We start from the raw sequence: 22,096 nt of genomic DNA, 5'->3' as shown, positions 1-22,096 counted from the left end.
ACAAGCCGCAGTTGTTCAATCAGAGAACTACCCATAATTTTCCTCCCCTCAACACTTGCAATTTTACCTGTTTTAGGGAATGAATCAGCCCTGCCCTTAAAAAGGGGGACTTATAAACCTCTTTTACCCCCTTTTTAAGGGGGTCGCCGCAGGCGGGGGGATCTTAACCGAAGGGTATTGCAGAAATTTGGACTCTGTAAAGTGATTGGTTAAATAAACACCAAAGGTTTATCTTTTAAGGGAGCAAAAGCTTCAGCGTCAAACTTATACAAACTAGCTGGACGACCAGCACCCCGTGATACCTTAATTCCGGTATCGCATAAAAAACCTAACTTGAGTAGACGCGCCCGAAAATTAGAATAATCGGAAAAGTTATCACCTAAAACTGTGGCGTATAACTGATATAAATCATTCAAGGTGAACATTTCTGGCAAGACTTCAAAAGCCACCGGGCTATACTCTAATTTATTTCGCAACCGCCTATGTCCATAAGCCAGAATTTCATTATGGTCAAAAGCTAATTGCGGCACTTCTTTGACTGGATACCAAGCTATGCCAGTCATGCGATCGGCAATCAATTCGGCTTCTTCAAATCGCACTAGGGCAAAGTAACTAACTGATAGATAACGCACACCATAACTATCAGTTGCTTCCCGTGGATCGCGATTCGGCCCGCCAAATGTATAGAGTTGTTCTAAATAGAGATTGTTGACCTTAATTTTCTCTGCCATAATGCGATAGGCGGCATCTTCTAAAGACTCTCCTGGACGTACCAAAGTACCAGGAAGACTCCAATGATTTAAAAATGGTTCTTGCTGTCGCATTACTAAAAGAACTAACAGCCGATTTTGTACAGTATCTACAGAAAAAATTACATTATCAACACCAACCTTGAAATCGGCCAAAGGTTGTTGGTTTAACGGAGTTGGTATCTTTTTTTGTGAACGTCCTGGCATTCGTACAAATGCTCTCGATTAATATAGGCAACTACAGGGGCTGTGAGGGCTTGGGGATCTCCATGTTCGCGGTACGCTGTTGAGGAAACATCTAGACCGGTCAGACTAGCGATCGCAATTTTCCCTCCCAGCTTTTGCACTACCTCTGAACTAGATTCATCTATTGCATATCCGGGTCGCGGTACAATCAGTAGTTGTACTTGCTGTAACAAATCTTCAATGCGATACCAACGTGGTAGCTGACTCAGTAAATCTGAACCAACGATCATCGTTAATTCAGCGTCTTCACCCCAAGTAAGCTTCGCTTTTTCAACTGTTTCCAGCGTTCTGAAGCTACTCAATTCTTGTTCCAAAGCAATATTATGCCGTGGTGCGTCTATATCCGCAATCAACAGTCGCAACATTGCCGCCCGATGCTCTAAGGGTGTTTGATGGGACTTAAATGGATTATCCGCCGCCCAAACCGCTACCCAATCATAACGCTCAGACAACCAACTCAGAATTTTTTGATGTCCCGCAGTTGGTGGATCGGCACTAGTACCAAACAAAGCAACTCTCATAATAATTCGTAATTCGTAATTCGTAGTTCGTAATTAAGACATACCGAAAGAGTAATTATTACCTCTGTGTACTCAGCGCCTCTGCGGTTCGTTTCTTCGTTTCCTCTGTCAACTGTTGCAGTGCGGCAGAAATTTCCACTTCTACAGCCATCGGATGATCCAAACGCCGTGTTTCCTGTGGCAAACTGGCAACTGAGGCGGCGGTACGCTGACGAATTGTTGCCAACGACTCCAACGGCTGCACCCGTTCACCTTCTTGTACTACCAACTGCAACAAAGGTTCTTCATCCAGAGAACTTTCACCTAAGAGTCCCAATCTGTCTCCTTTTACCTTACCTCCCGTAAACGAACGAAAAATCTGCTTGCGCCCTGGATAAGTAACCTTACCACTCGACTGCTTCATCACTGGGATGCCATCAATGTCTACAAGTTTATAAACTCCATTAACAGGCGAACCTGTAACTAGTCGCGTTCCCAGTCCGTAACCATCAATTTGCGCCCCAGCAGCTTTTAATCTGGCAATTTCCCACTCGTCCAAGTCGCCACTAGCAAAAATTGGTACACCGGGAAGGAGCGATCGCACCTGTTTTGATAAGGTAACTAAATCTCCTGAGTCCAATCTCACTCCTGTCAATTGCATTTCCCCGGAATTTACTTTTTCGGCCAAGCGCTGGGCAGCAGCAATGGTATCGTAAGTATCAATTAGTAATGGCGCACCCGGAAAATAGCGATGAAATGCACTAAAAGCTTGTTCTTCAGTGCCTTCTATTGCTGATAACGCCATCACCAAGGCGTGTGCCATCGTACCACTTGGCTGTTGTCCCAGTTGTAGCGCTGCTAACACATTGGAAGTGGAATCTAACCCACCCGCCAACGCCGCTCGCGCCGCCCACAAAGACCCTTGGGGACTAAATGCCCGTCTTGTACCAAATTCTAAAAGTGTTGCTTTTTCCCCCGCTACATCCCGCAACCGTGCTGCTTTTGTGGCAATCAAAGTCTGGTAATTAATCGTATTCAGGAGATAAGTTTCCACTAGTTGGGCTTGCCAAAGGGGTGCTTCGATTCGCAACAGTGGTTGATTGGCAAACACAGCCGTCCCTTCCGGTACTGCCCAAACATCACCCGTAAATTTTCCCTCAGCTAAAAGTGACCAAAAGCGATCGCTTGCGTGAGCAAAAATTCCTGTTGTCTGTAATGCCGCAATTTGCGCAGCACTAAAGCGGATTTTGGCTAAATATTCCAATGCTTGCGTTAGCCCCATTGCAATCAAATAACCAAAACCCTCTGGCAATCGTCTGACAGACAATTCAAAGCTTGCCCGTCGTTGTTCTATACCTTCGCCTGTGTAACAAGCTGCCATTGTTAACTGGTAAAGGTCGGTCAGCAAGCTGTAGTCATCGGCAGAAAGGTTTAGTTCCTGGTTCTGCTGGCTTTGCTGTTTATATACATAGTCCAAATCTGGCAAAGTTGTCATGCAAGAGCTTCCTTACAAGATGCTTCTTTTATTTATGGTAAATATTACCATAAATAATGTCAACTCCCTGCAAGTATATTGTCTGAGATTGCCGCAGAACAGTAGGTTTATCGGTAGCTTAATACTAACTTCATAAAATACTTAATGTTTTTTAATAGTGATAGCGCGCAATAATGTTAATTAGAGCGGGTGGTAAATCAAGGAAAATAATATGCTGTCAGAGAAAGTTTGTTTTGCTTCGTTATTTTCCCAAATGGGTTGAAAGAAACAACTATGTTACAATTAGAATCAAAGAGAAAAGTTTGATTTTTTGACAAGCTAAAGTATTGCGAAGTTATCTGAATAAACATTGCATATATTCTCAATATATTGAGAATATGAGCAAGGCTTGAATATCAGTATTAGAGTATAGGTAGCACAATTAAAGCGACTCGAAAAGAAGGAGTCCAATATTATGGCTATTTCCAACATCATTGCGAACGTAACCAAGTATATTTCTGAAGCTGCAATGCGGATTTTTGGGCCTAATGATGACGCTTATCCTGCGACAGGCGTACAACCGTTTACAGGTGAACCTTACGATAAGCGTAAAGATGATAATAATTAGGTGCTGATACGGTCTGTGAAAAATATTTATGAACAAAAAGATTCCCGACTTCTTCAATAAGTCGGGGATTTGATTTTCTCGGTGGAGAACCAATCAAATAGGATTGCTATAGTTGCGTTGCAATTGACATAAACTACTTAGTAACAGATTGTCCAGCCGAAAATATTTGTTGTGCCGTTAGTTGTAAGTTGGGAAAGATTAAGGAGATAAGTCGATCGTTGTTTTGAAATAATTGTTTTTGATACTCATCCTCTCTTAGGTTGCAAATTGTCACCGTTGGCTGTTTGGGTTTGCCAATATATTCTCTGCCACCAATACCTAAATAATCAACAATCCAATATTCAGGAATTCCTAACAGGGCGTAGTCTTCGGCTTTACGGGCGTAATCGTTCTGCCAGTTTGTGCTGACAACTTCAGCAATCAGTTTTATTGAGTTTCCTGATGTAATTACAGGTTGTTGTTGCCATAATGGTTCATTAATTAATTGAGTTTGGTCTAACACAATCACATCGGGACGAAAAGCTGTTTCTGTTCCTAAGAGTTTAATTAGACAGCGATGGGGAATAAAGTAGCTTAGATCCTGACGATCAATTTCTACATTCAGCTTTCGCCCAATCAATGCAGATACTTGCTCGTGTGGCCCGGTTGGTTCCATCTCGATTAATTCACCATCAATTAGTTCATAGCGATCGCACTCACCGTAATGGTTAATAAATTCATCAACGGTTAGAATTTTTGAGGCTGATTGAACCATTGTGATTATTCCTCGCGATCAGAATTCAGGACGGGCTAAACCAGTCCTGAATTCTTACTTTAAACTTTTTTCTCTCCGAACGCTAAGAGTTCCAGAATCGCTCCATTTGTCCAGCCGAAACCAACTTCGTTAGAACTATATCCAAAGGAAATATCGTCGGAAACGTTTGCAGAACAGCGTTCAACATCATATTTCTCAACTAAGGTATTGTGACGCTCAAATTCTTTAACTACCATAGCCAGGAATTTATTGGCAATGCGATCGCCTTCTATATGATAACCATAGCGGTAAAGTCCCTGGACGGCTATTAACGTCAATGGTGCCCAGCCAAAAGGTGCATCCCACTGGTTTCCGGTGACATGAGTACTGGTAAGAATTCCGCCTGGGGCTTCAAACAAAGAGAGATTTTCTGCCACTCGCTGGGCTTGGGTTGGAGAAGCAATTCCCAGCCACAGGGGATAGAATGTGGTAGCAAATTCGTAGCAACGGCGTTTTCCACTCTGGAAGTGATAGTCGCAATAGAGTCCTCGTTCTTGATTCCAGAGAAATTGATCGATCCGATCGCGCCGATATGCACCGCGATCGCGCCATTGTTTTTCTAGTTGTTCGTTCCCTAAAATCGCGTTAATTTGCGCTAAGTCTTGTTCTACCTGATATAGCAAACTGTTGAGGCACACAGGGGCGTAATGGAGGATATCAGCACTGAAGGGGCCAAATCGGTTGGTGATATCAAAGCCGGACTCGCGCATGGTGCGATCGGCCTTGTAAAATAGGTGGGTCAGTTTGTCATTTTCCCGATCGTAGTAAAGATCAACGTCGTAATCTTCAATCTCAAAGGTTTGATAATATTCCTTGACGCGATCGTAGTGGCTTTTTCCCTCGTCATCTCGCTCGGAGAACACAACTTCTGGCGCGGGGCCTTCGCCAAAGGCATAAAATCTGGATAAGCCGGTTCCGGGATTCAAATGGGGCGGTACTACCCAGTAATAGTAAAATTGTTCTAGCAGTGGTACGGTTGATCTCAACCACTCTTCATCCTGAGTGTGCTGGAATAATGCCAAAACCATCATGCTAAGGACGGGGGGTTGCGATCGCGACAGCATATAAGTCCGGTTGGCATTGAGGATAGCGCCGTAATGCTTCACCTGGTACAATAATTGGTCAACCTGGTTTTGTGCTAGCTCCCATTCTTCATCGTGCAAAAGTCCCAGTAATATAAAGTAGCTGTCCCAGCCATACATTTCGTTAAATCGACCACCTGGTACGACATAAGGGCCTGGTAGGTATAGTAACCCATGCTCTTTAATCGCTTCGACTTCCGAGGGCAAAGTGCGAATTTCTAGCTGTTGCATATCTTTTGAAGATAGCGATCGCTCCAACACAGTCTGAATGTCGGGACAATCTTCTAAGGGTGAAATGTAGACGATCCAGGGAGTATCGGTTTTGTGGTCTAGCTTGGTGTCTTTTGCAGATTGTAATAAATGTTCGTGCGATCGCGTTAAAGTTTTCCACGTTTTTTTGATATGGAGGCGCACAGCCTCAATCTGCGCGGTGGTAAGTGCTGGTGGAGTGTCGATAGCTGGAGTTGGAGTAGTCATAATTCATCTCAAAATTCAAAATGGGGGCTGGGGAATAGAGGCTAAGGACTAAAAACAGGGAGTAGCGCTATCAAGGTGAGTCTGGATGAGACTGCAACTTCTATTTCATTACTAGCTCAGAACTCGCAACTTCGAGATCAGTAGTTGGAATCTTCAGAATTTTAAAAGAACATGAACAAATACGAAATTCAATCTACATATCACCTCGATCTGGCTAGATAGGGAGCAAGAGAGTAAGAGTTTGTTCTGAAGGTTTCGCTGTGATTTTAAGTACTTCCAGATCCCCCCTAGCCCCCCTTAAAAAGGGGGATTTAGGGGGATCTATAACGTTTTACTACCGACAAGAGGACTTTTCAAACACCCTTTCAGGCAGAAGAGTTTTCCCCTCTGCCCTCTACACTTTTCCCCTCTGCCTCTTTTGCCCAAGACCCCTCAATAGGGAAAAGGTTAAAGGGTAAAGGTTAAAGGTTTTTTCTTTCCCCTTTCCCCTTCCCCTTTTCCCCAAAACCCGACAAGTATTGCAATACCCCTTAATCACTGACTAACAACGCAACTGGAAAATGGGCTAGGGCTGCTGCGATAGATAAGGTTTCTGTAGACTTTAAGGATTGCTGAGTTAGGACGTTTTTCCAGGTGTGAGAAGTTCCAGAGGGTAGTTGCAGATGCGTATCTTGCCATGACTCGCCCAAGGGGTTTTCTCCTGGCTGGATGAGGCTAGTTAAAAAGCGGGGCGCGATCGCGATCGCTGTTTGATTCCCCTCGCGCCGTGCAAAGGCGATAATGTGATTGGCGTAGGTTCCCTGAACTTCTAACGGCAAGTAGTCGCCATCCTGGAATAATGAGACATAGTTTGTTCTAGCTTGGAGTAATTGAGCCGTTAAAAACAGTTTGATTCTACCGTCTGTTTTGTCGTTCAGTAACTCCTGAATTAGTCCGAGAATATCTGTTTTTGCCTGTTCGCGGATGGCGCTTAAGTAAGTACGTCGCTGTTCAAAATCCACGGGACGGCGATTGTCTGGATCGACTAGACTCAGTTCCCAAAGTTCCGTTCCCTGGTATAAGTCGGGTACGCCAGGGGCGGTAATCTTCAGTAGAGTTTGGGAAAGGGAATTGAAGATTCCATACTCTGCAATTCGCTGTTGAAAGGGACGAAAGGCTTCTAGAAATTCTTTGGAGATGGCGGGATCGAGTACTTTCTCAATAAAGGAAGTACAAGCTTCTTCATACTCGCTATCAGGTCGTAACCAAGCTGTATGCACCTTCGCTTCTCGAATTGCTTTAATTATATAGTCCTTCACTCGTTCCACGAAGGATGCGTGTTCGTGTTCGGCAAAAGGAAACGCCCCCACTAGGGTTTGATAGAGAAAATACTCATCGTTGCGATCGGGTATAGCGAACCCGTGGCGAACGCTACGATGTCCGCGATTAATGGCGCTCCAAGTATTTACCTGCTGATCCCACTCATCGGGGATTTCTGAAAGGACATTCAACCTGGCCCGCACATCTTCGCCGCGTTTGGTGTCGTGGGTGGCGGTAGTGTTCATGGTGTGGGGCCAAGTTGCTTGGTGCTGTTGGTTAAAGGCATGAAATTTGGTTACATCAATCCCAAAATGACCGGGATTTCCCCCGACTTCATTCAGCGACAGCAAGCGATTGTATACATATAATGTGGTGTCTTCTACACCTTTCGCCATTAGTGGGCCGCTGTATTGCTGCATTCGCAAGACAAAATATATCCACTGTTCGCGTTCTGTTTGAGTCAGAGAATCATCAAACTCTAGGAGCATTAACTTTTCAATAAAAGTCAGTTCGTGCTGCAACAGGGGCGTTTGTTCTTTGGCTTGGCTAATTACTTCTTGAATGGTAGCGCGATCGCTATCTCCAATTCCATCGGGCGTAATGTAAGTACGGTAAATCGGGAACAGCGTCAAAACTTCAGCGATCGCTCTTTTTAATCCATTTAACGTAAAATCATTGCCATAGCGATATTTGCTGGAGATATTTTTTAATAAAAGAGCCAAACTGTCAATATCACCTGCTAAATTCTTTTCTAGTATCAGGTGCTTTTTATCTTTGACTATTGATGCATAATCTACTCGCGAACCGATAAAGTTATAGTAAATTTTATCGAACTGCGATTGATTTTCTGTTTGGCAAAATACGCCATTTACATAGTTGAGAAAGTCATATCCAGATGTTCCTTCAATTTTCCAATCTTTTGGCAAATCTTCAGTAATTTCTAAAATTTTCTCAACAGTGATATAAACATCACCCATTTTTTCCCGCAGCCTTTCGAGATACTGAATTGGGTTATAAAGTCCATCAATATGATCGATGCGTAAACCTGTAAACTTGCCCTCCTCAACCAGTTTTTGAATTAGGCTATGAGTATTATTAAAAACCCGCACTTCTTCAACTTTCACAGAAATCAGTTCATTGACAGTAAAGAAACGGCGGTAATTCATTTCCTCCGCGCCAACCTTCCAAAAAGCCAGACGGTAAAACTGGTCATTCAGTAATTCATCTAGGAGGTTAAAGCTTTCGGAATTACCGGGTTCTCCGTTGAAAGTTTTGATATTTTCGTCAATGAACTCGTGGATGGCCTCGTTTGTGGTGTAGAGTTCCCAAACTAATCCTTTGATAAATGCAATCTGGTCTTGTCGCTGTTTACCCGCCACTTCTGAAGGCACATTTTTGAGAATGTAGAGAATCCCCAAAAGCTTAATAAAATCGGGGTGATTGCGTCCTAGTGTGCGGGTGAGTTTCCCTAAATTATGGGTGATAAATTTTGTGTAAGATTCTAAGCGGAGTGGCAATTTCAAGCTGTAATAGTTGACAGTTAAACCGTTCTGTTCGTATTGCAGTTGAATGTGTCCGTTTTCTAGGGATGCACCATAGAAATCTCCCAGCAAAGGAGCAAGAATTCGCTCTTGGCGATCGCCAAAGGGTGCATTCCAAGAAATGTCGAAGTAGTCGGTGTAGCTGGAATCTGGGCCGTGTTCCAATATGTCCATCAAGTAATCGTTTTCGCTACTATAGGCCATGTGGTTGGGCACAATATCTTGTAACCAGCCCATACCAAGGGATTGGATTTCATCAACTAATGCATCAAAGGATTCATTAGTTCCCAGTTCTGGATTGAGTTGAGTGGCATCTACTATATCGTAGCCGTGTGTACTCCCGGATCGTGCCTTGAAAATGGGGGAGGCATATAAATCAGAAATACCCAAATCTGCTAGATAAGCTGCGATCGCTTTGGCGTTGTCAAAGCCAAACTGGGGTGTAAACTGAATTCGATAAGTGGCGGTGGGAATTCGCATGAGTTTGTTCTAATGAGAGATGGGGGAATAGGTTCGGTTAAAATGTTTGTCTCTCGGAGATCCCCCCAACCCCCTTTAAAAAGGGGGGCTTTTTTTGATTTTGACCCCCTTTTTAAGGGGGTCGCCGCAGGCGGGGGGATCTTATCTGAAACCTATTGAGAGGTAGAGGAGTTTGAACCTTTTTGCTCGGACGTTGAGCCTTTTTGCTCGGACGTTGAGCCTTTTTACTCGAACGTTGAGCCTTTTTACTCGAACGTTGAGCCTTTTTACTCGAACGTTGAGCCTTTTTACTCGAACGTTGAGCCTTTTTACTCGGACGTTGAGCCTTTTTACTCGGACGTTGAGCCTTTTTACTCGGACGTTGAGCCTTTTTACTCGGACGTTGAGCCTTTTAGCTCGAACCTTGAGGTTATGAAGCTGAAACTTTAAGTTCTAACTCTCCCCCTCATCCTTTTTCATAGAGTACTAGACTAGTAGGTTGCAATTTCACTTCTTGACCCACAGACAGATGTTCAGCAGCTTCAGAACCATGCCCAGACCATGAGGTATCAGCAGAGTCCAACAATTTATTAGCATTATGCTCAAACGGCAGAGTTACCGTCACTGGCGACGAATTAAAATTCATCACAAATATTATTTCACTTGACTCGCACCAACGCCGCACAATGACCACTTCCTTCTCTTCATCGCTAGTCGCTTCAATGAAATTGCGGTCTTGGTTGAGAAGGGCTGGATGTGTCTTGCGTAAATTAATTAACTGTCGATACCAATCCCACAGAACTTTGTGCTTTCCTTCATTGCGTAATTCCCAATTAAGTTTAGACTTGAGGAAAGTTTCTGCCGATTCTGGATCTGGGGGATCGTCTGCATAGTGAAATGCTTCAAATTCTTGTTTGCGTCCGGCTCGAACTGCTTGAATCAAATCGGGATCAGAGTGACTGACAAAGTAAATGAAGGGTGCAGTTTCGCCGTATTCTTCTCCCATGAATAACAGGGGTAAGTTGGGCGATAGCAGCATAGCGCCAGCAGCTAACTTTAATCCTTCAAAAGAGATCCGCTGGGTGAGGCGTTCTCCTTTCATTTGATTGCCGATTTGATCGTGATTCTGAATGCAGACTGTAAACTGTGACAAAGGGCGATCGCGGCAAGATACGCCATGAAAACGTTTGCGATCGGGCGAGTATTTCCAATCGTAGACAAAAGTATCGCTATAAGCTTTTGCTAAATCAGCACATTTCCCAAAATCGTGATAATATCCTTGGCGATCGCCTGTCAATAGTGTGTGCAATGAATGGTGAAAATCATCACTCCACTGAGCATCAAGACCATATCCACCCAATTCTGCCGGACGAATTATTTGCGGATTATTCAAGTCACTTTCAGCAATTAGATGGCGTTTCCATTTTTGCCCTTGTTGTGAAAAATGATGAACTGCTTCCGCCAATTCCCATAAAAAATGCTTGGCTCCCAAGTCATAAATTGCTTGAATGGCATCCAACCGCAATGCATCAATATGGAATTCGCCCAACCAGTAAAGCGCATTTTCGATAAAATAATTTCGCACACCCTGACTATGGGCGTCGTCGAAATTCAGCGCTTCGCCCCACGGCGTTTTATAGGTTTTAGTAAAGTAGGGCGCGAACTGACTCATATAGTTGCCTTCTGGCCCAAAGTGGTTGTACACCACATCCAGCACAACGGCGATATTATTTTGATGGCAAGCATTTACCAGTTGCTTGAGTTCGGCTGGACTACCGTAGGAATTTTGGACAGCATAAGGATAAACGCCATCATAGCCCCAGTTCCGATATGCCAGAGTTGCCTCAACATGAGTGTCTCCAGGAAACTGGGAGATGGGCATGATTTCAATGGCGTTAATTCCCAGTTCTCTCAGTTCTGGTAAACGGGGAATGATGGCGGTGAAACTTCCTTCTGGGGTGAATGTCCCAACGTGAACTTCATAGAAAATCATCGACTCTACAGGAATCCCAGTCCACCCTTCATCAGTCCACTCAAAAGAAGGATCGACAATTTGCGACGGCCCATGCACCCCTTCCGGTTGATACTGCGATGCCGGATCGGCAAAGTTGTCTTGGCCATTCAAGACATACCGATAAAGCGTACCCGGATATACATCGTTGACTTTCGTGTGCCAGTATCCCTCAGATTGAGGCTTGAGAGGAATTAACTGCTCTTCTGGCGTCAAAATTTTTACCGTGACGCTATCTAATAGCGGAGACCAAACTGTAAATTCACACTCTCCGTTACCCAAGTATTGAGCACCAATTTTCACGCAGTATCCTCCCGTCAGTTCAGTTTGTTGTGCCAAATTGTGGCGCTATGGCGTACCCGCCCGCTTTATAGCGATCGCAAATGTCATTGATTGCACAATGTTTACAAACACGCCAGATAGCATAATGGTTGGTCTAGCAGACTTTTCGCTAGCACCGGAAGATTGAATTTCTTAACAAAGAACTCTGTCTAAAGTAGAGTTGCGGGAGTGGCTTTTGCAATTAGCAGCTACCATCTACACAGTACGATGATTGATATGTATTAAAACGTTTACCAAATATTGCGTAGCGGTTATCGCGGATTTGTTCGTAAAAGCGATCGCCTGTCCATTTCATCCCCGGTAATGCTCGATAAGCGTCTACAAATATACTTCCGGCTGGCAATAACCACCCAATTTTTTCTATTGCATTACTACCTTGCCAACGTCTCTCAGGTAGATTGCCATCAATTAAAATCACCCCCTGTTCGCAACCTTGGGCTGTAATTCCCCACTTTAAAAGTGTCTGTTCATCTTGCATAGGAGCATAGCGAAACAGCTTTCCCTTATCTAAGGTTTCTAGCAATTGTACGAGGCTAACGCAGAGATTACAATTTCCATCGTAGATTACGTAGTAATTCATAAAAATAACGGCTCTTTGGCAATTGAATTGTTGGATGTGTATAAATACAACTTTGGTATTCTAGCTTAGAAAACCGTAGCGATCGCTCTTGCCTCACCGAAACCAATCTCCAGTTCAAATATGCATAATGTCATCTAGCTTAAGTTGTAAATTTGGCAATACATCAGAAGAAATAGTATCTCCTAAACGATATTGTTGTTGTTGGTACACACCGTTAACTAACTGACAAACGGTAAAGGTTGGTTGTTTTGGATTGCCGATAAACTGCAAGCCACCCAAGCCACGAAAATCCACAATCCAATATTCTGGGATGTTAATAAAAGCGTATTCTTCTACCTTTCTGGCATAATCATCTTGCCAATTAGTACTCACAACCTCAGCAACAAGCTTAATAGTACTGCCGTTACAAATAATAGGTTCTTTTTGCCAAAGCGGTTCTTTACTAAGTTCGGCTTTATCTAAAACAATTACATCAGGACGCAGTACTGTGGCTTCAGCAGCAGGTGGTTTTATCAGACAAGTTTTTGGAACTAGCCAGTTGAAATTAGAATTAAAAATTTCGACATAGATTCTACCTGCAATACTACCTGCAACAGCTTCGTGTGGCCCTGTAGATTCCATGTCTCTTAGTTGTCCGTCGATTAATTCGTAACGTGTATTGTCACCATATTGGGCGATAAATTCCTCGAAAGTAAGTAGTTTGGGCGAGGTGTAGGTCATAAGTCTTGTTTTGACTTAACGTTGGCTTATTATACAGCCTTGCTATGCCCCTACAGCATGGTCTGCGATCGCAGGATAATTAAGAAAATCCTAAAGCAATCCATTTTTTAATCCACATCACGATGCCTTTGTACAGCATGAAAGTTTTACAATCATAATTTCAAACAAGGACTAGAGAATGTTTATATATAAATTACTCTCACCACAAAAAATAATTAGCATTCTTATTTTTTAATAAAAAAATCTTGTGCATTGATTCCTATTTAATATATAGTCTTTTTTTGTACACACATTGGCACTAGAAAATACTGGATGCTTGCGATATGTAAGTATATCCTTAATTTTCAAATTTTGTATCTGAAAACACCAATTTTCTAATAAATAAGTATGGCTAATATCACTGGAACCCCTCTAAACGATGTTCTTAACGCTACTAATGGCAACGATGTAATCTATGGACTGAATGGAAATGACCGCTTAACAGGGAATGCTGGAGTCAATACCCTCAACGGTGGTTCGGGTGATGACAACCTTGATGGGAGAGATGGTAATGATATTCTAATTGGCGGATTGGGTAGAGATATCTTAACTGGTGGAGCAGGAGCTGATATCTTCCGTTACAACAGTGCTTTAGAAGGTGGCGATATTATCAATGACTTAAACGCATCTCAAGGTGATAAAATCCAAGTTTCTGCATCTGGATTCGGAGGTGGACTCGTAGTAGGGCAATTACAACGTTCTCAATTAACTTTCGGTAGTGCTTTCACCAATCCTAACCAACGCTTTAGAGTTGACACCAGTAGCTCGATTCTATTCTTCGACAAAGATGGTAGCGGTTCGCAATTTGGCTCCGTCGAAATTGCTAAAATAAATGGCGTTAACGGCCCTCAAGTTATCGAAGTAATCGCCTAAAAGATTTTGGATTTTAGATGGTATCGGGTGCCGTAGCGAGATGGACTATGGCACCATTAGTAGAGATCAAAAAACTCAGAAGCCGAGTTTCATAAATTTAAAAACCTAATTCTAGAAAAATATTCAATTTCAGTGTTATCATATTATTAAAAGAACAGTATATTTAATAATTTATTTTTGGAGGTTGGGTAACGCTAAAGCTCAACCTACACATTTTTATTTTTTAGGCTTAATCGAATAGTATTGCAAAGCGACCATTGCATTTAAATACTACGACAATACAAATATTAAAAGGCTTGTCCTCAGACATCACTCCCGGTTTCCAGTCATCATACTTTTGGAATGATATTTGCTTAGTTTTTTCATTAATCAAAAAATATTCATGAAATACAAACTCTTGGGCAAAAGCGGATTAAGAGTCTCTGAACTCTCCTTAGGAACCATGACCTTTGGTGAAGATTGGGGTTGGGGTGCATCTGTTGACGAAAGTCGTAAGATTTTTGATAGCTATGTAGAAGCAGGGGGAAATTTCATTGACACCGCCAACGGTTATACCGATGGTAGCAGTGAAAAAATTGTTGGCGACTTGATCGCTAAAGAACGGGAACGCTTTGTAGTTGCGACAAAATATTCCTTTCCGTTGCAGATGAATGATAAAAAGGGCGACCCGAACGCCAGTGGAAACCATCGCAAGAATTTAATTCAATCTTTAGAAGGTAGCCTGAAACGCCTAAATACTGATTACATTGATTTATTCTGGTTGCACGCTTGGGATTTTACAACACCGATTGAAGAAGTCTTGCGATCGCTTGATGATGTAGTCCGTCAAGGTAAAGTACTTTACATCGGCATTTCTGACACACCCGCTTGGATTGTTTCTCAAGCAAATACCATCGCCCATTATCAAGGATGGACGCAGTTTGTCGCCCTGCAAATTGAGTATAGTTTGATTCAGCGGACACCAGAACGGGATTTGATTCCGATGGCTAAAGCCTTCGATTTGGCAGTAACACCGTGGTCGCCTTTGGGTGGTGGCGTGTTGACAGGTAAGTATAATCAGCCTCCTCAAGCAGGCGGTGAACAAGGGCGACTTAAAACTTTGGGGGGAGGGATTTCTGAGAAGAATTTAGCGATCGCTCAAGTTGTTAGCGAAGTTGCAGCAGAAATTGGCCATACACCTTCACAGGTAGCATTAGCTTGGTTACGCGCTCAAAGTGGTGTGATTATTCCCATCGTTGGGGCACGTAAATTAACGCAGTTTCAAGATAACTTAGCTTCAATAGAAGTCAGCCTCTCGCCAGAACATCTGCAACGCTTAGATGAAGTGAGTCAAATTGAACTGGGTTTTCCCCATGACTTTTTGCACAATGATGTAATTCGCGATCGCCTTTTCGGTGGTACATTTAATACTATAGAAAACCATCGTATTTAATATTATTTCTCATCTAACCCTTTCTGAGAAAAAATATCAATTCTAAATCTAAAATTCCAAATTGTATAAACCATAAACAGTAACACATTCAGCCGTTAATATAATCCATCGTCAGAGAGTTTCGCACAGCCAACTAATATCTGTAAAGTTAGATTTAAAAGGCATTAACAACGTAGACTCATGAGCGACAACACCATTACATCACGTCTGTACCCTACTCGCATTGACATTCCTGCCGAAGCGCGAGTGCAAATAGTGGTACTTCTCAACCAAAGCTTGGCAGCTACTTCGGATCTGAAAACCCAAGCCAAGCAAGCCCACTGGAATGTTAAAGGAACTGACTTCTACCAGCTACACCTATTATTTGATGAACTGGCTGGGGAATTGGAAGAGTACATCGATTTGGTAGCTGAACGCATTACAGCTTTAGGCGGATACGCTTTCGGAACAGCCCGCGCCGCAGCTAGTAATTCCATTTTGCCAGAATATGCCTTAGATATTTTGGATGGTAAAGACCATGTAACAGCCTTAGCAGATCGTTATGCCATCTATGCTAAACATCTTAGAGACGCGATCGCTAAAACTGATGAATTAGACGATCTCGATACCGCCGATCTTTACACCGAAATTTCTCGCACCATTGACAAACGTCTCTGGTTCTTAGAAGCTCATTTGCAAATAGCAGAAATTAAGGCAGAGAATGGCAATGGCAAAGCAAGTACTACTAAAACTCAAAAGATCCCTGCTGGTGTAAAATAAGCACTTCTGAGAAAAGTAGTTTTTCTTAAATCTAATAGTATCTTTTTGGTAAGTACGTCACTTTTAAGTGCGTACTTTTCATTTATATGTATATACTTTACTATTGAAATAGGTCAAAACGAAGTCAAGGAATTCTAAATATCTTCAACAAGTTATCCATCAAAATTAATACTTAAACTTGAAGAAGTTATTAGGTTAGTGAAAAGGTATGCTAATTCCATTTTGATTTCAAACTTTGCCAATTTTAGATTTTTCATGCAATCCAAAAGACGCTCCGATATCTAAAATCCAAAATTGAGTGCTTCCTAACTAAATACTCATTCACAACGAGGTAAATTTATGTCTCAAAATACAATTACCCACTTAATTCACGATCGCAATTCTCGTGGTCACGCTAAAATGGGCTGGCTCGATAGCTATCACACATTTTCTTTCGGTAGTTTTTACGATCCCAACCGGATGGGATTTCGCTCTCTGCGCGTGATTAACGACGATCGCATTGCCCCCGGTGCAGGATTCCCTACCCACAGCCATCGTGATATGGAAATCCTCACTTATGTCTTAGAAGGTGCTGTAGAGCATAAAGACAGCTTGGGTACAGGTTCAGTAATTCGCCCTGGTGATGCCCAGATTATGAGCGCTGGAACTGGAATCAGCCACAGTGAATTTAATCCTTCACCAACTGAACCACTACACTTGTTACAAATCTGGATTCTTCCCGATCGAGAAGGAATAACGCCAAGATATGAACAAAAAGCTTTTTCTCTCGAAGAAAAGCGCGGTAAACTCCGCTTAATTGCCTCTAAAGATGGGCGCGATGGTGCTGTGACAATTCACCAAGATGTTGAGTTATATACATCTGTTTTAGAGTCAGGCGATGTTGTTAATTATCAAGTCAAAAGCGATCGCTATGCTTGGTTACAAGTAGCCAAAGGCATAATTAACCTAAATGGCGAAGAACTCAGAGCTGGTGATGGTGTACAAATCAACGGCGAAGAACAGCTAGAAATTAGCACCAACATCGGCGGCGAAATCTTGCTTTTCGATTTAGGCTAATATCTCTTTTCTCTGTTAAAGGCTCATTTAGATGAGCCTTTAACTCAGAATATTACGTTTACGAATATCGTGGTTAATTGCACCATCTGTTACATCACATTCCACAGCATTTGAACCTAAATCCCAAATAGAAGATGTTTGTTTAATGCTAGTAATAATATTTTTTCCATTTTCTTGAATAATCTCAAACTCTTGGTTTTCTCCTAATAGTTCTTTAGGTATTAATGAGCTTTTTTATGTTGCTGTTAATTTCATGTTTAATTATCTCGATTAATTGTGTAAGTTAATCAAATAAATTTGCTTTAAGGCGGGCAAGATGCCCACCCCACAAAATTAGATAAGGCTACCAGTTACCTACAGGTTGAGCAGTAGCAGGAAGCATTGAGGGATCGATTGAAATGCCCAATCCTTCAGCTACACGACGACCATAAGAAATATCTGCCCGGAAGAAGTGGCAAAGTTGGCGCATTTGGATGTCCTCTCTCGCTTGAGAGAGACTACCGACAATATTTTTAGCCAGACGCTCCTGCTGTTCAGGAGTTAGTAACCGATACAGATTACCTGCTTGAGTGTAATCGTCGTTTCCTTCACGATGACTGTAACGATCGACTGTGACATCGCCCAAATGACTAGGTGGTTCTGCATAAGCTGGATTTTCTTTGGGCGTACCCTCAGCACTATTCGGTTCATAGTTAGGAACGCTACCGCCGTTGTTCCCTGGTGCCATAAAGCCATCTCGCTGATAATGCATCACTGGACATTTGGGCTGGTTAACGGGTAGTTGCTGATAGTTACCACCTAAACGATACCGTTGAGCATCTGGGTAAGAAAAGATGCGAGCTTGAAGCATTTTGTCTGGAGAGAAACTAACCCCAGGAACCACAGCACTAGGGCTAAAAGCAGCTTGCTCTACTTCGGCGAAATAATTTTCAGGGTTGCGATTTAGCTCTAATATCCCGACTTCAATTAAAGGATATTCGCCTTGTTTCCAAACTTTGGTCAAGTCAAAAGGATTATCAGGATGTTTTTCCGCTTGCTCCTCGGTCATCACCTGAATACACATCCGCCACTTGGGATAGTCACCTTGAGCGATCGCTTCAAACAAATCATGAGTCGCATGATCGGGATCTTCGCCCTTAATCTTGGCTGATTCTTCCTCTGTTAAGGTTTGATGCCCTTGCAGCGTCTTAAAGTGAAATTTACACCAAACGCGATCGCCTTCAGCATTAATTAAACTAAAGGTATGGCTACCAAAACCGTCCATGTGTCGATGGGTTTTCGGAATTCCCCGATCTGAAAACAGGATCGTCACTTGGTGAAGCGATTCTGGACTAAGTGACCAAAAATCCCACTTTGCATTCTGGTCTTTGCAATTGGTTTGGGGATTGCGCTTCTGGGTATGGATAAAATCAGGAAACTTCAAAGGGTCGCGGATAAAGAAAATAGGGGTATTGTTACCTACAAGATCCCAGTTACCCTCCTCTGTATAAAACTTGAGGGAAAAACCTCTAGGGTCGCGCTCGGCATCTGCTGAACCCTTTTCTCCCCCAACTGTAGAAAAGCGCAAGAGAAGTTCCGTTTTCTTGCCAATTTCAGAAAAAAGTTTGGCTTTACTGTAGCGGGTAATGTCATTGGTAATAGTCAAAGTGCCGTGAGCAGCAGCACCTTTAGCGTGGACAACTCTTTCAGGAATACGTTCTCTGTTGAAATGAGCCAGCTTTTCTATGAGGTGGAAATCCTGGATTAATACAGGGCCACGCGCTCCAGCTGTGAGTGAGTTCTGGTTATCACTAACAGGAATACCGTCAGCAGTTGTCAAGTTTTGGGGTTCAGTCATGGGTAAAGAAGCTCTCCATTAAGTTACTCAGATTGCTGACAGTACATTTTAGTCAGTAGATGGATACCTACTGATAGAACAATGTAATTCATAGTCATAACGAGTTTATATATAAAGCATACTCGATATGATTATGAATTACAAGGAATTTTTTTGTATTTTGGTAAGATATAGAGACGATATATCGCCTCTATACTGCCTTTCAGGTATTTAAATGTTTGAGAATCAATGAGCAAACATCTGTCGCCTCAATTTGATGTTCATCAACTAGGTGAGTTTGATGCGTGATAAATAGAGGCCCTTCATCTGGAGAAGTGGCAATGTTACCGTGAGAGCCACGCACCAGGGAAGCATCCAGAGGGATCACATCCATTAAGTAGCGAAAACCTAGTTGTTTCTTAAGTAACTTGAGAGCAACTTTGCCTTGAGGAAATTTTATTTGCGGATCGAGGAAAAGTTCTACAGGATCGTAACCAGGTTTGCGGTGGATATCTACAGTTCTAGCAAAATCAGGCGCTTTTGCATCATCGAGCCAATAATAATAGGTAAACCAAGCATCAGATTGAGCGATCGCTACCAACTCTCCCGATCTAGGATGATTCAGATGGTAGGCTTGTTTACCCTTTTCATCCAATACCTGCGCTACGCCTTCAGTCGCTTCTAAAAGCGATCGCACTTTTGGGATATACGCCGGATCGTTCACATATATATGAGCAATTTGGTGATCGGCGACAGCAAAGGCAATGCTAGCCCCAAAATCGAGCAGTTCTCGCCCTAATTCTTCTCGTATAGCAATTAAACCATTTTCCCGTAATACGCGGTTTAAATCCACAGCTTTCGAGACTGGCGTAATGCCATACTCAGAAAGAATAATTACCTGAATATTACGTGCTTGATAATATTCAATTAAATCGCCACAAACAGCATCAATTTCTCGTAAATCTGCTTTAATCTGTGTTTGATTATTACCAAATTTTTGCAGACAGTAATCTAAATGTGGTAGATAAACTAGTGATAATGTCGGGCTGTAGCGTTCCTCAATCCATTTTGCAGAATTGGCAATCCATCGGCTAGAACTAATGGAAGTTTTTGGCCCCCAAAAATCGAATAAAGGGAAGTTTCCTAAATCAGATTGAATTTGCGATCGCACATCACTAGTATGGGTATAAATATCAGGTAATTTTCTCCCATCTGCGGGATACATCGGGCGCGGCGTAATCGCATAATCTGCTGTAGAGTACATATTGTACCACCAAAAAAGGTTGGCACAAGTGAAGTTTGGATCGATTGATTTAGCTATTTCCCAAAGTTTGGGAGCTTGTACTAGCTTATTAGATTGCCGCCAAAATTTAACTTCACATTCATCTCTAAAATACCAACCATTAGCGACAATTCCATGTTCGTTAGGCAATTTTCCTGTTAAATAAGTAGCCTGAACCGAACAAGTCACAGCAGGTAAAACTTTTCCAATTGGCGCTACCTGACCTTTCGCAGCCCAAGAAGATAAAAACGGTGTGTTTTCTCCTAATAAACTGGGCGTTAATCCAACGACATTTAGAACAACTGTTTTCTGCATAAACTTAATCCTCTCTTAAAGGTTGTTTGAAAAATGTTTTGCTGTGACTTTAGGCATTTTTAGATCCCCCCTACCCCCTTAAAAAGGTGGAACCGGAATCAAAGTCCCCCTTATTAAGGGGGATTTAGGGGGATCTAAAATTTTTGATACTGACAAGAGGACTTTTCAAACATGCTCTTATAGCAATTTGAAAAAATAACTAGAAATGCACAATCACGCATCCCTACAGATTTAAACCATAAAACCCAGTTAAATCTTAATTCATTAATTACGAATTACGAATTCTTCCAATACCCACTCATATTCTCGCTGAATAGAAGTCAGTAAATCTATCTTCATTTCTGATGGCAATACATCCCAAGTGTAAGTCTCAATTTCTAAATGCGAACAAGCATTATTTGCCTGAAGTAGATGCAAAACGGTGGCGATATCATCTTGCGTAGACTGCAAAATTTGATAGTCATGAATAAAAATTGGGACGTGAAAATGAGTCCGCCATTCTTCAGCTAGAGATTGCTCTAAATGTGGTAATGCAGTTATTAAATCAGGATAGTGATGGAGTGTACCATCATTGCGACGTTCTATTACCTGGTGAAGATAAGTAGATTCGGCAAAAGGACGTAAGCGTTCAACTATCAAACTACGCTTCTCAATATCAGCAGGTATTTTTACTTTAATTGCGGCGCTGATTTGAATTTTGCCAATCTTAATTCCTGCCGATTGCAAACGTGTAAATACAAATTGTGGTTCCTCATATTCAACTGAAAAATGGCAGGTATCATAGCAAACTCGAACGTGTTCTAGCAATTTCGTTTCTGCTAAATCTTGCTCAATATTTAATTTATCTGATAAATAACTACCACCAATTGGCAATAACCAATTTTGATAGAAGTCAATTATTTCTGAGGTATTTTCAATTAAACCATCAGGCTCAGGTTCTAAATCAATATGAAGTATCTTGCCTGTTTCTTCACCGATGCGAATCATTTCTATAACAACAGATGCTATGTTCAAACAACTCTTTTTCAGAACTGTCTCGAAAGTTGTTTGGTCTTTTATCCACCAAGGCTTATAGGATAATGGTAGTGTAGAAATTCCGCCATCAAGTCCTTGGGGTAATAGACTAGCTAAAATGTGTGCCAAGTTTAATGTATAATTAACCCGTTCTTGTGTAGACCAATCTGGCGCATAAACTTGGTCTTTTACCACCTGTCGATGAAATCCGCCATAAGGGAATCCGTTTAAGGTGAAAACATATAAATCTTGTTGAGTTAGCCAAGCTTGGAATTGAGCTAAATTATTACTTTCTAAAAGTTCTTTTGCAGCAACATCTGCTAACCTCAAGCCAATACCAAAAGGTTCTGTAGGCGATAAACGTGACTTGAGTTCGGGAATATACTTCTCTAAATTAGCGAAAACCTCTAGCCAACTTTCACCAGGATGAATATTACTGCAATAAGTTAAGTGAAAATTATTGTTTTTTGTAATTTTCATTTTCTAGCTCGATCCTTTGTATATTTAATCTGTTTTATTTGGCTTAAACTATTTCACAAAATGCTTGATATTCATAGTTAGGGGCGCATAGATGTGCGCCCCTACAGCCGATTAATGTTATTACTGGGT

The 22,096-nt window shown here is 42.0% G+C and carries 17 protein-coding genes; 5 read left to right on the top strand and 12 right to left on the bottom strand.

Annotation, left to right across the window (positions count from 1 at the left end; genetic code table 11):
- Positions 1 to 209: 209 nt before the first annotated feature.
- The 3 genes from V7K44_RS10200 to V7K44_RS10190 are packed head-to-tail and all read right to left on the bottom strand — an operon-like array spanning position 210 to position 2,990.
- Positions 210 to 956 carry an NUDIX hydrolase gene (locus tag V7K44_RS10200; protein ID WP_196526974.1) on the bottom strand — a complete coding sequence of 249 codons (747 nt, stop codon included), beginning with the start codon at positions 954 to 956 and terminating at the stop codon, positions 210 to 212.
- A complete protein-coding gene (locus V7K44_RS10195) occupies positions 917 to 1,516 on the bottom strand; it encodes a nicotinate-nucleotide adenylyltransferase (protein ID WP_334931103.1) in 600 nt (199 codons plus the stop codon). Before V7K44_RS10195 ends, V7K44_RS10200 begins: the two co-directional genes overlap by 40 nt.
- Positions 1,517 to 1,574: 58 nt before the next feature.
- Positions 1,575 to 2,990 carry a nicotinate phosphoribosyltransferase gene (locus V7K44_RS10190; protein ID WP_334931101.1) on the bottom strand — a complete coding sequence of 472 codons (1,416 nt, stop codon included), beginning with the start codon at positions 2,988 to 2,990 and terminating at the stop codon, positions 1,575 to 1,577.
- A gap of 454 nt (positions 2,991 to 3,444) precedes the next feature.
- On the opposite strand from V7K44_RS10190, the gene V7K44_RS10185 reads away from it, so the two are divergent.
- The gene (locus V7K44_RS10185) at positions 3,445 to 3,597 is read left to right on the top strand and encodes a hypothetical protein (protein WP_334931099.1); all 153 of its coding nucleotides are present in this window, start codon (positions 3,445 to 3,447) and stop codon (positions 3,595 to 3,597) included.
- Positions 3,598 to 3,730: 133 nt separating this feature from the next.
- On the opposite strand, the gene V7K44_RS10180 is transcribed toward V7K44_RS10185, so the two are convergent.
- The 6 genes from V7K44_RS10180 to V7K44_RS10155 form a co-directional block, all read right to left on the bottom strand.
- The gene (locus V7K44_RS10180) at positions 3,731 to 4,351 is read right to left on the bottom strand and encodes a Uma2 family endonuclease (RefSeq protein ID WP_334931097.1); all 621 of its coding nucleotides are present in this window, start codon (positions 4,349 to 4,351) and stop codon (positions 3,731 to 3,733) included.
- Between the two features lie 59 nt (positions 4,352 to 4,410).
- Entirely contained in the window at positions 4,411 to 5,949 is a 1,539-nt protein-coding gene (locus V7K44_RS10175) for a trehalase family glycosidase (protein ID WP_334931095.1), read from the bottom strand.
- A 530-nt stretch (positions 5,950 to 6,479) separates the two neighbouring features.
- Positions 6,480 to 9,269: a malto-oligosyltrehalose synthase gene (gene treY, locus V7K44_RS10170; protein WP_334931093.1), complete on the bottom strand. Its 2,790-nt coding sequence runs from the start codon at positions 9,267 to 9,269 to the stop codon at positions 6,480 to 6,482.
- Between the two features lie 445 nt (positions 9,270 to 9,714).
- Complete coding sequence (gene treZ, locus V7K44_RS10165; RefSeq protein WP_334931091.1) at positions 9,715 to 11,562, bottom strand: malto-oligosyltrehalose trehalohydrolase; 1,848 nt, start codon at positions 11,560 to 11,562, stop codon at positions 9,715 to 9,717.
- A 220-nt stretch (positions 11,563 to 11,782) separates the two neighbouring features.
- Positions 11,783 to 12,181, bottom strand: coding sequence for a thiol-disulfide oxidoreductase DCC family protein (locus V7K44_RS10160; RefSeq protein ID WP_334931089.1), 399 nt, complete (start codon positions 12,179 to 12,181; stop codon positions 11,783 to 11,785).
- Between the two features lie 114 nt (positions 12,182 to 12,295).
- Positions 12,296 to 12,901, bottom strand: a complete 606-nt coding sequence (locus V7K44_RS10155; RefSeq protein ID WP_334931087.1) for a Uma2 family endonuclease — start codon at positions 12,899 to 12,901, stop codon at positions 12,296 to 12,298.
- Positions 12,902 to 13,288: 387 nt separating this feature from the next.
- On the opposite strand from V7K44_RS10155, the gene V7K44_RS10150 reads away from it, so the two are divergent.
- The 4 genes from V7K44_RS10150 to V7K44_RS10135 all read left to right on the top strand — a co-directional run bounded on the left by V7K44_RS10150 (position 13,289) and on the right by V7K44_RS10135 (position 17,060).
- Positions 13,289 to 13,813 carry a calcium-binding protein gene (locus V7K44_RS10150; RefSeq protein ID WP_334931085.1) on the top strand — a complete coding sequence of 175 codons (525 nt, stop codon included), beginning with the start codon at positions 13,289 to 13,291 and terminating at the stop codon, positions 13,811 to 13,813.
- Between the two features lie 382 nt (positions 13,814 to 14,195).
- The gene (locus V7K44_RS10145; protein ID WP_334931082.1) at positions 14,196 to 15,245 is read left to right on the top strand and encodes an aldo/keto reductase; all 1,050 of its coding nucleotides are present in this window, start codon (positions 14,196 to 14,198) and stop codon (positions 15,243 to 15,245) included.
- Positions 15,246 to 15,425: 180 nt separating this feature from the next.
- Positions 15,426 to 16,004: a DNA starvation/stationary phase protection protein Dps gene (gene dps, locus V7K44_RS10140; protein ID WP_334931080.1), complete on the top strand. Its 579-nt coding sequence runs from the start codon at positions 15,426 to 15,428 to the stop codon at positions 16,002 to 16,004.
- Between the two features lie 339 nt (positions 16,005 to 16,343).
- On the top strand, positions 16,344 to 17,060 hold the full coding sequence (locus V7K44_RS10135; protein ID WP_334931078.1) for a pirin family protein: 717 nt from the start codon (positions 16,344 to 16,346) through the stop codon (positions 17,058 to 17,060).
- A gap of 343 nt (positions 17,061 to 17,403) precedes the next feature.
- Here the strand turns inward: V7K44_RS10135 and V7K44_RS10130 are convergent, their stop codons facing one another.
- The 3 genes from V7K44_RS10130 to eboE form a co-directional block, all read right to left on the bottom strand.
- Entirely contained in the window at positions 17,404 to 18,897 is a 1,494-nt protein-coding gene (locus tag V7K44_RS10130; RefSeq protein ID WP_334931076.1) for a catalase, read from the bottom strand.
- Between the two features lie 202 nt (positions 18,898 to 19,099).
- Positions 19,100 to 20,473, bottom strand: a complete 1,374-nt coding sequence (locus tag V7K44_RS10125) for an alkaline phosphatase family protein (RefSeq protein ID WP_334931074.1) — start codon at positions 20,471 to 20,473, stop codon at positions 19,100 to 19,102.
- Positions 20,474 to 20,737: 264 nt separating this feature from the next.
- A complete protein-coding gene (gene eboE / locus V7K44_RS10120; protein ID WP_334931072.1) occupies positions 20,738 to 21,967 on the bottom strand; it encodes a metabolite traffic protein EboE in 1,230 nt (409 codons plus the stop codon).
- Positions 21,968 to 22,096: the final 129 nt, after the last annotated feature.

Origin of the sequence: Nostoc sp. (assembly GCF_036917235.1) — a bacterium.
In the GTDB taxonomy this organism is placed as follows: Bacteria; Cyanobacteriota; Cyanobacteriia; order Cyanobacteriales; family Nostocaceae; genus Nostoc.
Note: the sequence above shows the minus strand (reverse complement) of the source record. Positions and strands in the feature narration are given on the sequence as shown.

Excerpts from the sequence above, each read along its gene's own strand:
- V7K44_RS10200 (WP_196526974.1), bottom strand. The coding sequence starts at position 956 with ATGCCAGGACGTTCACAAAAAAAGATACCAACTCCGTTAAACCAACAA.
- V7K44_RS10195 (WP_334931103.1), bottom strand. The coding sequence starts at position 1,516 with ATGAGAGTTGCTTTGTTTGGTACTAGTGCCGATCCACCAACTGCGGGA.
- V7K44_RS10190 (WP_334931101.1), bottom strand. The coding sequence starts at position 2,990 with ATGACAACTTTGCCAGATTTGGACTATGTATATAAACAGCAAAGCCAG.
- V7K44_RS10185 (WP_334931099.1), top strand. The coding sequence starts at position 3,445 with ATGGCTATTTCCAACATCATTGCGAACGTAACCAAGTATATTTCTGAA.
- V7K44_RS10180 (WP_334931097.1), bottom strand. The coding sequence starts at position 4,351 with ATGGTTCAATCAGCCTCAAAAATTCTAACCGTTGATGAATTTATTAAC.
- V7K44_RS10175 (WP_334931095.1), bottom strand. The coding sequence starts at position 5,949 with ATGACTACTCCAACTCCAGCTATCGACACTCCACCAGCACTTACCACC.
- treY (WP_334931093.1), bottom strand. The coding sequence starts at position 9,269 with ATGCGAATTCCCACCGCCACTTATCGAATTCAGTTTACACCCCAGTTT.
- V7K44_RS10160 (WP_334931089.1), bottom strand. The coding sequence starts at position 12,181 with ATGAATTACTACGTAATCTACGATGGAAATTGTAATCTCTGCGTTAGC.
- V7K44_RS10155 (WP_334931087.1), bottom strand. The coding sequence starts at position 12,901 with ATGACCTACACCTCGCCCAAACTACTTACTTTCGAGGAATTTATCGCC.
- V7K44_RS10150 (WP_334931085.1), top strand. The coding sequence starts at position 13,289 with ATGGCTAATATCACTGGAACCCCTCTAAACGATGTTCTTAACGCTACT.
- V7K44_RS10145 (WP_334931082.1), top strand. The coding sequence starts at position 14,196 with ATGAAATACAAACTCTTGGGCAAAAGCGGATTAAGAGTCTCTGAACTC.
- dps (WP_334931080.1), top strand. The coding sequence starts at position 15,426 with ATGAGCGACAACACCATTACATCACGTCTGTACCCTACTCGCATTGAC.
- V7K44_RS10135 (WP_334931078.1), top strand. The coding sequence starts at position 16,344 with ATGTCTCAAAATACAATTACCCACTTAATTCACGATCGCAATTCTCGT.
- V7K44_RS10130 (WP_334931076.1), bottom strand. The coding sequence starts at position 18,897 with ATGACTGAACCCCAAAACTTGACAACTGCTGACGGTATTCCTGTTAGT.
- V7K44_RS10125 (WP_334931074.1), bottom strand. The coding sequence starts at position 20,473 with ATGCAGAAAACAGTTGTTCTAAATGTCGTTGGATTAACGCCCAGTTTA.
- eboE (WP_334931072.1), bottom strand. The coding sequence starts at position 21,967 with ATGAAAATTACAAAAAACAATAATTTTCACTTAACTTATTGCAGTAAT.